Origin of the sequence: Sphingomonas naphthae, from assembly GCF_028607085.1 — a bacterium.
GTDB classification, from domain to species: domain Bacteria; phylum Pseudomonadota; class Alphaproteobacteria; order Sphingomonadales; family Sphingomonadaceae; genus Sphingomonas_Q; species Sphingomonas_Q naphthae.
This window is the reverse complement of the sequence record NZ_CP117411.1, coordinates 1,831,086-1,843,930: the sequence shown is the minus strand read 5'-3', so window position 1 is coordinate 1,843,930 and position 12,845 is coordinate 1,831,086. Positions and strand designations below refer to the sequence as shown.

General features: G+C 67.3%; 12 protein-coding genes. 5 read left to right on the top strand and 7 right to left on the bottom strand.

Features of this window, described 5'->3' with window-relative positions; translation table 11 throughout:
* Nucleotides 1–62: 62 nt before the first annotated feature.
* On the top strand, nt 63–1,409 hold the full coding sequence (locus PQ455_RS08710; RefSeq protein ID WP_273691015.1) for a class I SAM-dependent methyltransferase: 1,347 nt from the start codon (nt 63–65) through the stop codon (nt 1,407–1,409).
* Between the two features lie 138 nt (nt 1,410–1,547).
* On the opposite strand, the gene PQ455_RS08705 is transcribed toward PQ455_RS08710, so the two are convergent.
* Complete coding sequence (locus PQ455_RS08705; RefSeq protein ID WP_273691012.1) at nt 1,548–2,042, bottom strand: GNAT family N-acetyltransferase; 495 nt, start codon at nt 2,040–2,042, stop codon at nt 1,548–1,550.
* A gap of 79 nt (nt 2,043–2,121) precedes the next feature.
* Here PQ455_RS08705 and PQ455_RS08700 point away from each other — a divergent pair, with 79 nt between their 5' ends.
* The 3 genes from PQ455_RS08700 (at nt 2,122) to PQ455_RS08690 (ending at nt 5,760) form a co-directional block, all read left to right on the top strand.
* The gene (locus tag PQ455_RS08700; RefSeq protein WP_273691319.1) at nt 2,122–3,714 is read left to right on the top strand and encodes a peptide chain release factor 3; all 1,593 of its coding nucleotides are present in this window, start codon (nt 2,122–2,124) and stop codon (nt 3,712–3,714) included.
* A gap of 60 nt (nt 3,715–3,774) precedes the next feature.
* Nucleotides 3,775–5,061, top strand: coding sequence for a class I SAM-dependent methyltransferase (locus tag PQ455_RS08695; protein ID WP_273691009.1), 1,287 nt, complete (start codon nt 3,775–3,777; stop codon nt 5,059–5,061).
* 102 nt (nt 5,062–5,163) lie between these two features.
* On the top strand, nt 5,164–5,760 hold the full coding sequence (locus PQ455_RS08690) for a DedA family protein (protein WP_273691005.1): 597 nt from the start codon (nt 5,164–5,166) through the stop codon (nt 5,758–5,760).
* A gap of 7 nt (nt 5,761–5,767) precedes the next feature.
* Here the strand turns inward: PQ455_RS08690 and PQ455_RS08685 are convergent, their stop codons facing one another.
* Together PQ455_RS08685 and ychF are read right to left on the bottom strand one after the other, a co-directional pair.
* On the bottom strand, nt 5,768–6,244 hold the full coding sequence (locus tag PQ455_RS08685; protein WP_273691002.1) for a MaoC family dehydratase: 477 nt from the start codon (nt 6,242–6,244) through the stop codon (nt 5,768–5,770).
* Complete coding sequence (gene ychF / locus PQ455_RS08680; protein ID WP_273690999.1) at nt 6,241–7,341, bottom strand: redox-regulated ATPase YchF; 1,101 nt, start codon at nt 7,339–7,341, stop codon at nt 6,241–6,243. Before ychF ends, PQ455_RS08685 begins: the two co-directional genes overlap by 4 nt.
* A 276-nt stretch (nt 7,342–7,617) precedes the next feature.
* Here ychF and PQ455_RS08675 point away from each other — a divergent pair, with 276 nt between their 5' ends.
* A complete protein-coding gene (locus PQ455_RS08675) occupies nt 7,618–8,217 on the top strand; it encodes a hypothetical protein (protein ID WP_273690997.1) in 600 nt (199 codons plus the stop codon).
* Nucleotides 8,218–8,239: 22 nt separating this feature from the next.
* On the opposite strand, the gene pth is transcribed toward PQ455_RS08675, so the two are convergent.
* From pth to PQ455_RS08655, 4 genes are all read right to left on the bottom strand, one after another.
* Nucleotides 8,240–8,806: an aminoacyl-tRNA hydrolase gene (gene pth / locus PQ455_RS08670; protein WP_273690995.1), complete on the bottom strand. Its 567-nt coding sequence runs from the start codon at nt 8,804–8,806 to the stop codon at nt 8,240–8,242.
* Between the two features lie 211 nt (nt 8,807–9,017).
* Entirely contained in the window at nt 9,018–9,632 is a 615-nt protein-coding gene (locus tag PQ455_RS08665) for a 50S ribosomal protein L25/general stress protein Ctc (RefSeq protein ID WP_273690994.1), read from the bottom strand.
* Nucleotides 9,633–9,877: 245 nt separating this feature from the next.
* On the bottom strand, nt 9,878–11,821 hold the full coding sequence (gene acs, locus PQ455_RS08660; RefSeq protein ID WP_273690993.1) for an acetate--CoA ligase: 1,944 nt from the start codon (nt 11,819–11,821) through the stop codon (nt 9,878–9,880).
* A gap of 10 nt (nt 11,822–11,831) precedes the next feature.
* The gene (locus tag PQ455_RS08655; protein WP_273690991.1) at nt 11,832–12,797 is read right to left on the bottom strand and encodes a bile acid:sodium symporter family protein; all 966 of its coding nucleotides are present in this window, start codon (nt 12,795–12,797) and stop codon (nt 11,832–11,834) included.
* Between the last annotated feature and the right edge of the window lie 48 nt (nt 12,798–12,845).

Sequence of the window (12,845 nt, the reverse complement as noted above, 5' to 3'; positions counted from 1 at the left end):
GATGAGCCCAGCCAGATCCCCGATCGGCTGGGCTTTTCTGTAACCGGGGTTATGCCAGTCCGATGAGTTCCCCGATCGACGGCTATGAGCGCGACCTCGATCCCTTCGCTTACTTTCCGAAGGCGAGGAGCCGGATCGCGGGCCTCGGCGGCGAGGCGCCGCTGCCGTCGGCGAAATATGGGCTGCACACGCATTATGTGCACGCCCGACCCGGCCCGATCCGTTTCCGGCTGCGGCTCGACGACCTCACGGCGACGCGCGGGCGGCTGAAGCTCCGGGTCAGCGCGCTGCCCAGCGATCTCAATCCCCAGCCGCGTCAGGTCGCGACGCTCATCCGCCCGCTGGCCGATCTGGCGCGCGACGGCGGCGAGATCGTGATCGACGGGACGGCGCGGCCCGACGAAACCTATGCGCTGGCGGTCATCATTCTGGACGAAACCGATGCGTCCGCCTCGGCGGCGACGGTGACCCTGATGGGCGCGGAGGATGGCGGCCGCTTCGCGCGGGCGGTGGGTGCGGGACGCACGGAGATATTCGGCGAGCAGCGGCCATCCTTCCTGCAAAGCCTGTTCGGCACCGACACGTCGGCCGTGCCACGTGTGACCGGGCCGGCCCTGCTGACCGAACCGGTGTCGCAGATGTGCACCGCCGCGCAGTTCGACGAGCCGGTCTATGACGAGTGGGTGGCGCGGCTGCACCATCCGCGCCACCGCCACCGCAAGCAGTGGGAATTCATCTACATCCTCCAGGCGCTGGAGCGGGCCGGGGCGCTGCGGCCGGGCCGGCGCGGGCTGGGCTTCGGGGTCGGCGGCGAGCGTCTGCCGGCGCTGATGGCGGCGATGGGCGTCGATGTCGTCGCGACCGATCTGCCGCAGGACGACGCCCGCGCGCTGGAATGGCGGGCGACCAACCAGCACAGCTCCGAACTGGACGGGCTGGTCTATCCCGACATCTGCGACGAGGCGACGCTGCGCCGGCATGTCGCCTTCCGCGCGGTGGACATGAACCATATCCCCGCCGACCTGACCGGCTTCGACTTCTGCTGGTCGGCCTGCGCCTACGAACATCTCGGCTCGATCGCCAAGGGGCTGCGCTTCGTCGAAGCCTCGATCGCGACGCTGAGGCCGGGCGGGGTGGCGGTCCACACCTCCGAACTCAACCTCACGTCGAACCGCAAGACGGTCGACAATCAGGGCACGGTGCTGTTCCGCCGCCGCGACATGGAGAAGCTCGCCGCGCGCCTGATCGCGGCCGGGCACGCGGTGGCGCCGTTCAACTTCGATCAGGGCGAGCAGCCCGACGACCAGCATATCGACATGCCGCCCTACGGACCGGAGCATCTGAAGGTGGTGCTGGGGCCGTATGTGACGACGAGTTTCGGGATCATCGTGCGGAAGAAGGGCAACTGACGCGGTCCTCCCCGATGCGGGGAGGCGGCAGCCTGTAAGACTGACGGAGGGGCTCATCCACGAAGCGCGGCGTATGGGGTGAGCCCCCTCCACCATACTGCGGATGGTCCCCCTCCCCGTGCCGGGGAGGAACGATGGTTACAGAGCCCGCGCCATGAAGATCACGTCCAGGTCGCGGCCGAACTTGCATCCGGCCTGTTCCAGCAGGCCGGCGTCGTGGAAGCCGAAACGGCGATGGAGCGCGATCGAGCCGCTGTTGGCGCTGTCGCCGATCACCGCGAACATGCGGCGGAAGCCGGCCCTGGCCGAAGCCGCCACCAGCGCCTCCAGCAGCGCGCCGCCGATGCCTTTCCCCCGCAGCCCCTCGCGCACATAGACCGAATTCTCGCACGAGAAGCGATAGGCGGCGCGGTCGCGGAACTGGGTGGCGTAGGCATAGCCCGCGATCGTGCCGTCCTCGCCCTCCGCGACCAGCCAGGGCCAGTCCTTGGCCAGCACCTTCACCATCCGCGCCGCCATCTCCTCGGGCTGGGGCGGCACCTCCTCGAACGTGCCGGTGCCGTGGAGGACGTGATGGGCGTAGATGTCGGCGACGGCGGCCGCGTCGTCGAGGGAGGCGGTGCGGATCAGCATCGGGGCAGGGTGGCGCAGCGCCGCCGCGCCCGCAAGCGCGCTTTCGCCTGCCGCCCCGCGCTGCTATCGCGCCGCCGACATGACGAACCTCCCCGAACGCCGCACCTTCGCGATCATCTCCCACCCCGACGCGGGCAAGACCACGCTCACCGAAAAGCTGCTGCTCGTCGGCGGCGCGATCCATCTCGCCGGCGAGGTGAAGGCGCGCGGCGCCAATCGCCGGGCGCGATCCGACTGGATGAAGATCGAGCAGCAGCGCGGCATCTCGGTCACGTCGTCGGTGATGACCTTCGAGCGGACCGAGGCGGACGGCACGATCATCACCTTCAACCTGCTCGACACGCCGGGCCACGAGGATTTCAGCGAGGATACCTATCGCACGCTGACGGCGGTCGATTCGGCGGTGATGGTGATCGATGCGGCGCGCGGCATCGAGGCGCAGACGCGCAAGCTGTTCGAGGTGTGCCGCCTGCGCAACGTGCCGATCATCACCTTCGTCAACAAGGTCGATCGCGAGGGGCGGGCGCCGTTCGAGCTGCTCGACGAGGTGGCCGACGCGCTGGCGCTGGACGTGTGCCCGATGAGCTGGCCGGTCGGCATGGGCGGCACGTTCGAGGGCATCTACGATCTGGCCTACAACCGCCTCTACCAGCCCGCCGACGACGCCACCGGCGCCTTCGAGGGCAAGGTCGTGCCGGTCGCGGGCCTCGACGATCCCGCGCTCGAAGGCGTGCTGTCGCCCGAGGGCGCGGCGCTGCTGCGTGAGGAGGCCGAGCTGGCGCAGGCGGGCTATGCGGCGTTCGACATGGCAGCCTATCGCGCGGGCGACCTGACGCCGGTCTATTTCGGGTCGGCGCTCAAGGATTTCGGCGTGGCCGAGCTGATCGACGCGCTGTCGGGCTTCGCCCCCGGCCCGCGCGCCCAGCCCGCCGAGCCGCGCGACGTCTCGCCCGAGGAGAGCCAAGTGGCGGGCTTCATCTTCAAGGTGCAGGCCAACATGAACCCGCAGCACCGCGACCGGGTGGCGTTCATGCGGCTGTGCGCGGGGCGCTTCAAACGCGGCATGAAGCTGGCGCAGATCGGCACCGGCAAGACGATCGCGGTGCATTCGCCCCTGCTGTTCCTCGCCCGCGATCGCGAGCTGGCGGACGAGGCGTGGCCGGGCGACATCATCGGCATCCCCAACCACGGCACCCTGCGCGTGGGCGATACGCTGACCGAGGGCGAGGTGCTGCGCTTCACCGGGCTGCCCAATTTCGCGCCCGAGATCCTGCGCCGCATCCGCCTCGCCGACCCGACCAAGACCAAGCAGCTGCGTAACGCGCTCAACGACATGGCGGAAGAGGGGATCATGCAGGTGTTCCACCCCTCGATCGGCTCGCAATGGATCGTCGGCGTGGTCGGCCAGCTCCAGCTCGACGTGCTGATCTCGCGATTGCAGGCCGAATATAAGGTGGATGCGGGTTTCGAGGCGTCGCCCTGGGATACGGCGCGCTGGGTGACGGCGGACGACCCCAAGGCGCTCGACGAATTCGTCGGCCAGCATCGCGCGGCGATGGCGGAGGATCGCGACGGCGCGCCGGTGTTCATGGCCAAGGACGCGTGGGAACTGAACTATATCACCGGTCGCTTCCCCGCGCTGCGCTTCGCGGCGACGAAGGACCGTCGCTAGGGCCCTCAGGTCGGATAGCTGAGCCGGAGGGGGGAATGACGTTGCGGTGGGATATTCCGCATGGCATCAACCCGCCGGGCGGCTTCGACCAGCTTCCAGTTCGACGAACAGATGACGCGGAGAAATCCTTTCATGTTGACGGTTTCGGGGCTCGATAATGCGCTACAAGTCTTTCGGGATCCGTCGCGTCATCATGAGCTTGGTGCGGCCTACCTCGCCTTGCCCGAATGGTTCGATTTGTCGATCGGTCCGGATACGGAGGCCTATCTTCAGCAGCAGCTGAGATTTTGGCAGGAGGTGACAGGGAAGGACGCATACGAGCCTCTCATCAATGAAGACACGCCCGAAGTCGCGGACATGGACGCGATCTACCGCCCGGCTTTCTATCTGACGGGCGATTCAAAGGAAGCCGGCCTGCATTTGATGGCGATGGGCCACATCATGTTGCGCAGCGATGTCCGTGCGGGATCGCGGGTCCTGGAATGTGGCGCGGGCTTCGCCCAGAACGCTCTCGCTTTCGCCCGCCTTGGCGCGAAGGTCGACACCGTCGATATCAGCCCCGGCTTCTGCAAGGCCGTTCAGTCGATGTCGGACCATTTTCGGGTCGACCTTACCGCGCATCATCAACCCTTTGGTTACAATCCCGCCGGGCATCCGGGCGCCTACGACCTGATCTTGTTCTACGAATGCTTCCATCACTGCCTGAACTTCGAGGAGGTCATTCCCCAGCTCCGGGATATGCTCCAGCCTGGCGGTCGGCTGCTGTTGGCCGGTGAACCGATCTATCGGGGGTTGCAGCCCACCATGCCCTATGAATGGGGCCTCCGACTGGATTGGGGCACCGCCGCCGTGATGCGATGGCGCGGGTGGATGGAGCTTGGTTTTCAGGAAGACTATCTGATCGGCAAGTTCAGGCGGGCGGGTCTTTCGTGGTTCTATTATGACGATGCGAACGCCAAGACCGCGCAGATCTACGAATTTCGCAAGTGGCTGGACCCGCTACCCTTGTCGGCGTGCGCGATGACCGTCGCGGAAGGCGCGTCCTGGCATTCGACGGAGATGGATGGCCGGTTCACGACGGCGGAATCCTTCATCGAACTGCCATCCCGAGATGGCCAAATCTCGCTCGTGCTTGAGAACCGGCGCCCCGTCGAGCGGATTGGGCAGGTGACATTCGGTGGGGTGTCTCAGCACTTCTCGCTCCTGCCTGGCCAGACCGTGCAATTGCGCTTCCCGCAGCGGCAGGGTGATAATCAACGCATCACTCTCACGTCGAACGCACCCACGGATGGCGGCAGCGATGCGCGCGCGGTCGGCGTCTTCGTGCGCTCGATCGTTCCAGAGTGAGTCCGCGATCGGAGAAGGAGCGCGCCGATGCCATCGCCGATCCGCGTGCGGCACTGATCGCCGATCAGGCGTTGTAGCCCCGCCACGGCAGGGAGCCCGGTCTTGAACGAGCCTATCGTCGAATGGATCGGGCAGGCGGGCTACGGCACCATTTACCTGCTGATGCTAATCGAGACGGTGTTTCCGCCGATCCCGTCCGAACTCATCATGTCGCTGGCGGGCGTGCGCGCGGCGAGCGGGAGCCTGTCGCTGCCGCTGGTGATCGTGGCGGGTACGGCGGGCGCGATGACGGGCAATCTCTTCTGGTACGGCCTCGCCCGCTGGCTGGGGCTGGAGCGGTTCCAGACTTTCGTGCGCCGTTTCGGCCGGGTGCTGACGCTCGACTGGCAGTCGGTCGAGCGGGCGGACGATTTCTTCGATCGCTATGCGGCGTGGTTCGTGTGCCTCGGGCGGATGGTGCCGACGATCCGGTCGCTGGTGTCGATCCCGGCGGGGCTGTTCGGGATGCGGCTGCTGCCCTTCCTGATCTGGTCCACGCTCGGCTCGCTCGGCTGGACGAGCGCGCTGGCGATCGCCGGCTATCAGCTCGGCAAGCGCGCGCCCGATGTCGATCGCTATCTGGCGCCAGTGTCGCTGGGCGTGGTCGCGCTGCTGGCCGGATGGTATGTCGTGCGGCTGGTGACCTGGAAGCCGCGCTGAGCGCCGCTCAGCCGGCCGGCCGGGTCCGCCACAGGGTGATCGCCTCGTAGCGCATCACCGGCTCGTCATCCTGGTTGAGAACCGTCGTGCGCAGCTTCACCGTGCCCCGGCCGGGGGTCGATCTGGAGGGGTTGGCCTCCAATATCTCGCTCGTCGCGTGCAGCACGTCGCCCGGATAGACCGGCTTCAGCCAGCGCAGATTGTCGACGCCCAGCGCGCCGAGCGACCCGCCGCCGCCCGCCAGATTGCCGGCATCGACGATCATCGCCATCGACATGGCCGCCGTATGCCAGCCGCTCGCCGCCAGCCGCCCGAAATGGGTCTTGGCCGCCGCCGCGTCGTCGAGGTGGAAGGGCTGGGCGTCGTAGCGGCGCGCGAAATCCAGCACCTCGCCGCGCTCGACCTCGAACCGGCCGTAGCGGTGGATGTCGCCGACCACGAAATCCTCGAAATAGCGATCCTCGCTCACGGCACCCTCGCTCATACGTTGAACCGGAACAGCATCACGTCGCCATCGTGGACGACATAGTCCTTGCCTTCGGAGCGCAGCTTGCCGCTCTCGCGCGCGCCGGCCTCACCCTTGCAGGCGACATAATCGGTGTAGGCGATCGTCTCGGCGCGGATGAAGCCGCGCTCGAAATCCGAGTGGATCGCGCCCGCCGCCTGCGGCGCCTTGGAGCCCGCCTCGATCGTCCAGGCGCGCGCTTCCTTGGGGCCGGCGGTGAAGAAGGTGAGGAGGTGGAGCAGATCGTAACCGGCGCGGATCACGCGGGCGAGGCCGGTCTCCGTCAAGCCGAGGTCGCTCAGGAAGTCGCCGCGATCCTCGGGCGCCATGGTGGCGATATCCGCCTCGATCGCGGCGGAGACGACGACGGCCTTGGCGCCCTCGCTCGCCGCCTTGGCGAACACCTTGGCCGAAAGATCATTGCCCTCGGCCGCGGCGCCCTCGTCGACGTTGCAGACGTAGAGCACCGGCTTGGCGGTGATGAGCTGCGCCTGCGCGAAGATGCGCTCCTCATCCTCATCCTTGGGCTTGGTGAGGCGGGCGGGCTGGCCTTCGCGGAGGAAATCGAGCGCCTGGCCCAGCACCGACGCGGCGGCCTTGGCCTCCTTGTCGCCCTGCGCGGCCTTCTTCTGGAAGGCGGGGACGCGCTTTTCGAGGCTCTCCAGATCGGAGAGCATCAGTTCGGTCTCGACCGTCTCGGCATCGGCGATCGGATCGACCTTGCCCTCGACATGGGTGACATCGCCATCCTCGAAGCAGCGCAGCACGTGGACGATGGCGTCGACCTCGCGGATGTTGGCGAGGAACTGGTTGCCGAGGCCCTCGCCCTTGCTCGCGCCGCGCACGAGGCCGGCGATGTCGACGAAGGCCAGCTGCGTCTCGACGATCTTGGCGGAGCCCGCGATGGCGGCGATCGCATCGAGCCGGGGATCGGGCACTGCGACTTGGCCGACATTGGGCTCGATCGTGCAGAAGGGGTAATTGGCCGCCTGCGCCGCCGCCGTCTCGGTCAGCGCGTTGAAGAGGGTCGACTTGCCGACGTTCGGCAGGCCGACGATGCCGCAGCGGAAACCCATGCTTTGCCTCGTGATCCGGTGACGCGCGGGCGGGAGCGCCGCGCCGATATGTGGCGGCTCGATAGAAGGGTTCGGCGGCAAATGCCAGCGGCGGTGACGGGAGCATATAAGGTTAACCGGCACCGAAACGACCTCGGCCGATCGACAAAAAACACCGCCTTATCGCTGGGTGTGTCATTTTTTGATGTGCATGTCGGCGCCCCGCAGCGTCACGCAAGTGGATCGGGTGACGGGGGAATTCACCCGATCCAACCTTCTACCAGAGGACGTTTAGCCATGCGGATGGGGCTTGCTGCATTGTGCGTGATGTCGGCCGGGTGTGCGCAGGGGGCGCAGGCCCGGCCCGTGATGGACATGACCGGGATCACCACCGCTTCCGCGGCGATCATCGGCGGCCTGTCGCTCAATCGCAAGGACACGCTGCGGCTGCGCACCGAGGTCGCGCCCGGCCTGTCCGGCGACCGCGCCTTCGTGCGGCGCAAGGCGAGTTCGATGGTGGATTATATGCCGCTGGGTGAGGGGTTCCGAGTCTCGGCGGGGTTGCGCTTCGATCCGAAGCAGCCGCGCGGCAGCATGGGGCGGCTGGCGAACGGGGCTGGCGCGGGGCTGATCGTCGATCCGCTCAACGCCCGCCGCCGCTTCAGCGAGCCGCGCGGCATCAATCCGGCGATGACGATGGGCTATACGATGAGCCCGGCGCGCAACATGACGCTCGGTATCGAGGCGGGCGCGGTGGTCGATCACGATCGCCGCCCGCTGGCGACGGGATCGATGGAGCGGATGGCCTCCGCCCAGATGCTGCGCCAGCAGGTCAGCGGGCGCGGCGAGCGCGATATCGGCGAGGTCGTCCGGCTGTCGTTCGCGCGGAAGTTCTGACGGTCTTCGTCGTCCTCGGGCGCTAAGCCAGCCGCAGCGCCACATCATTCATGAAACGCACGTCCTCGCCGGCCGCCAGACGCGGCGCCTCGGCGGCGACGGCGCCCAGCATGTCGGCCAGCGGGTCCATCTCGGCCTTGGCGTAATTGCCCAGCACATGGCCGGTCACGCGGTCCTTATGGCCGGGATGGCCGATGCCGAGGCGGACGCGGCGATAGTCCTGCCCCAGATGCGCGTCGATCGAGCGCAGGCCGTTGTGGCCGGCGGCACCCCCGCCGGTCTTCACCTTCACCTTGAAGGGCGCCAGATCGAGTTCGTCATGGAAGGCGGTGAGCGCGGCCAGATCGAGCTTGTAGAAGCCCATCGCCTCGCGCACCGAGACGCCGCTGTCGTTCATGAAGGTCGCGGGCTTGAGCAGCAGGATGCGCGCGGTGCCGATGCGGCCTTGCGCGGTCCACCCGCGAAACTGCTTCTTCCACGGATCGAAGCCGTGAACCTCGGCGATGGTATCGACGGCCATGAAGCCGACATTGTGGCGATGAAGCGCATATTGCGCGCCCGGATTGCCGAGCCCCACCCAGAGTTGCACGCGCCGGCCTCCGATCCTGCTGGAACCTGACCGTTCGCCCCGAGCGAAGTCGAGGGGCGTGCCCCGGACGGCACCGCCTGCCTCACGTCCCTCGACTTCGCTCGGCACGAACGGAGATTGTGTCCCCGAACGAAAAAGGGCCGGGGATGGCGCAGATGCTGCCCATCCCCGGCCCTGATCCCGGCCGCGCCGAAGCGCGACCAGCTGTGGCTTAAGCCTCGGGCTCGGCCTCGGCTTCCGCCTCGCCTTCGCTCGACTTGAGCGCCGACGGGGCGACGATCGTGGCGATGGTGACATCGTCATGATCGTAGGGCTTGGCGCCCTTGGGCAGCGTGATGTTGCTCAGGTGGATGCTGTCGCCCACTTCGAGGCCCTTCAGCGAGACGCTGATCTCGCTCGGGATCTCGGCGGCGTCGACCACCAGGCCCAGATCATGGACGACGACGTTGAGAACGCCGCCGCGCTTGATGCCGGGCGAAAGCTCCTCGTCGGTGAACACGACCGGCACGTCGACATGGACGGTGGTGTGCTCGCCGATGCGCAGGAAATCGACGTGCAGCGGGCGATCGCTGACGGGATGGAACTGGACGTCCTTCGGCAGCGTGCGGATCGCCTGGCCGACGCCGTCGATCATCACGACGGTGTTCATGAAGTGGCCCGTGCTGAGCGCCTTCACGAGGGCCTTTTCCTCGAGGTGGATCGAGAGGGGTTCCTGCTTGTTGCCGTACACAACGGCGGGGACGCGGCCTTCGCGACGCATGGCGCGGGAGGCTCCCTTGCCTGCCCGCTCGCGCGCCTCGGCCGACAGGGTGAGCGTATCGCTCATATCATGTCTCCAGTTCGCTTGATTGATAGAACCGCCGGCCTCCAGGGATGACCCGACGGGAGGCGCGCGCATAGCGGAAGTGGGGGGCGGGAGCAAGGGTGGGCGCGTCTGCGCAAACCCTGAGGAGGCTACGCCTTATTCATGCAAGCTGCCGTGTTCCTGCGAAGGCAGGAACCCAGGGTGTCGTGCGGTGCGCTTGGTAACCCTGGGCTCCTGCCTTCGCAGGAGCACGACATGGGCCGGATCTATCCCACCCGGTTCGCCACCAGATCCTCCACCACCGCCGGTTCCGCCAGGGTCGAGGTATCCCCCAGCGCCGCCGCGCTCGTGTCGCCCTCGGCGATCTTGCGAAGGATGCGGCGCATGATCTTGCCGGAACGCGTTTTCGGGAGGCCGGGGGCGAACTGGATCGCGTCGGGCGTGGCGATCGGGCCGATCTCCTGCCGTACCCATTGCACGAGCGTCTTGCGGAGCGCGTCGCTCGGTTCGACCCCGGCGTTGAGGGTGACGTAGGCGTATATGCCCTGGCCCTTCACGTCGTGCGGCATGCCGACAACGGCGGCCTCGGCGACATCCTCGTGCAGCACCAGCGCGCTTTCGACCTCGGCGGTGCCCATGCGGTGACCCGATACGTTGATGACGTCATCGACCCGGCCGGTGATCCACCAATATCCGTCCTCGTCGCGGCGGGCGCCATCGCCGGTGGTGTAATAGCCCGGATAGGTCGTGAAATAGGTCTGGAAGAAGCGATCGTGATCGCCCCACACCGTCCGCATCTGGCCCGGCCACGATCGGGCGATGACGAGATTGCCCTCGGCCTTGCCCTCCAGCCTTTTGCCCTCGGGATCGAGCAGATAGGGTTCCACGCCGAAGAAGGGGGCGGTGGCGGAGCCGGGCTTGAGCGCATGGGCGCCGGGCAGGGGGGTGATCATGTGGCCGCCGGTCTCGGTCTGCCACCACGTATCGACGATCGGGCAGCGCCCTTCGCCGACCACGTCGTGATACCAGCGCCACGCTTCGGGGTTGATCGGCTCGCCGACCGTGCCCAGCAGTTTCAGGGACTTGCGGCTCGTCGCGGTGACGAGATGGTCGCCTTCCTTCATCAGCGAGCGGAGCGCCGTCGGGGCGAGATAGACGATCTCGACCTGATGGCGATCGACCACCTGCCACACGCGCGAGGCATCCGGCCAGTTGGGCACGCCCTCGTACATCAGGCTCGTCCCGCCGTTCGCCAGCGGCCCGTAGACGATATAGCTGTGGCCGGTGACCCAGCCGATATCGGCGGCGCACCAATAGACCTGGCCCTGGTGATAATCGAACACCGTCTCGAACGTCATCGCCGCCCACAGCAGATAGCCGCCGGAGGTGTGCAGCACGCCCTTGGGCTTGCCGGTCGATCCCGAAGTATAGAGCAAGAACAACGGGTCTTCGGCCGACATGGGTGTCGGGTCGCAGGTCGCGGGCACGGACGCGGCGGCCTCGTGATACCAGATGTCGCGGCCCTCGCTCATCGTCACCGCGCCGCCGGTCGCCTTTACCACGATCACCGATTTGAGGCAGGGCGTGTGCGCCGCCGCCTTGTCGACATTGGCCTTGAGCGGAACGGTCTTGCCGCCACGCCGGCCCTCGTCGGCGGTGATGACGATGCGACTGTCGCAATCGGTGATGCGGCCCGCCAGCGCCTCGGGCGAGAAGCCGCCGAACACCACCGAGTGGACCGCGCCGATGCGGGCGCAGGCGAGCAACGCCACCGCCGCCTCGGGGATCATCGGCAGATAGACGGTGACGCGGTCGCCCTTCTTCACGCCCTGCGCCGTCAGCACATTGGCGAAGCGGCAGACCTCGGCATGAAGCTCGGCATAGGTGATGCGGCGGGGCTCGGCGGCGGGATCGTCCGGTTCCCAGATGATCGCCACCTGATCGGCGCGGGTGGCGAGATGGCGGTCGAGGCAGTTCGCCGAGACGTTCAGCTCGCCGTCGGCGAACCAGCGGATGGCGAAATCCTCCTCGGCAAAGCTGCTTTCATTGGCTTTGGTCGGCGGCGTGATCCAGTCGAGCCGCCTGGCCTGATCGAGCCAGAAGGCGTCCGCATCCTCCAGCGAGGCGCGGACCATCGCGTCATAGGCGGCCTTGTCGACGCGGGCCTTCTCGGCCCATTCGATCGGCACGGGATAGACGTCCTGGCTCATGCACGCACTCCTAGGTCTGTGCAGTCTCCTGGCCCCAGCGGCGGGCGAGCCACGCGCAGGCCATGAGCTGCATCTGGTGGAAAATCATCACGGGCAGCAGGATCAGCCCCATATCCGGCCCGGCGAAGAGAACGCGCGCCATGGGGATGCCGCTGACGATCGACTTCTTGGTGCCGCAGAAGATGGCGGTGATGCGATCCTCGCGATTGAAGCCGAGCAGCTTTGTCACGATCTGGGTGAGGCCGAGCATGACGGCCAGCAGCACCGCGCAGACGAGGAAAAGGATGCCCAGTTCCTTCAGCGGCAGCCGGCTCCACACGCCCTCGATCACCGCCGCCGAGAAAGCGGAATAGACCGACAGCAGGATCGCCGAGCGATCGGAATAGCCGATATATTTCTTGTTGCGATCGACGAAGGCGCCGATCCACGGCCGCAACAGATGCCCTGCGACGAACGGCGCCAGCAGTTGCAGCAGGATGCCGCCGACCGAGCCCAGCTCGACCCCGCCGCCGTGCGCGCTGGCCAGCACACCGATGATCGGCGGCGTCAGGAAGATGCCGAGGATCTGCGAGGCCGAGGCCGAGGCGATCGCGCCGGGCACGTTGCCTTTGGCGAGCGAGGTGAGCGCGATCGACGATTGCACCGTGGAAGGGAGCGCGGCGAGGAAGAGGATGCCGGTCCACAACACCGGGTCCATCAGCCCGGCGAACAGCTTCGAGGCGCCGAAGCCGACCAGCGGGAAGATCAGGAAGGTGAAGCTCAGGATGGTGAGGTGCAGCCGCCAGTGGCGCAGCCCCGCGATCACCGCCTCGCGCGGCAGCTTGGCGCCGTGGAGGAAGAACAGCAGCACCACCGCCGCCGTCGCCAGCCAGCCGACGATCTGCGCGCCCACGCCGCTCGCCGGCAAGATACTCGCCAGCGCGACGGTGGAGACGAGCAGGAGGATGAAGGGATCGGGCAGGAGACGGCGCAGCATGGCAGCGGACCTAGCGAAGCGGCCGGGGAGGGGCCACCCCCCGGATGG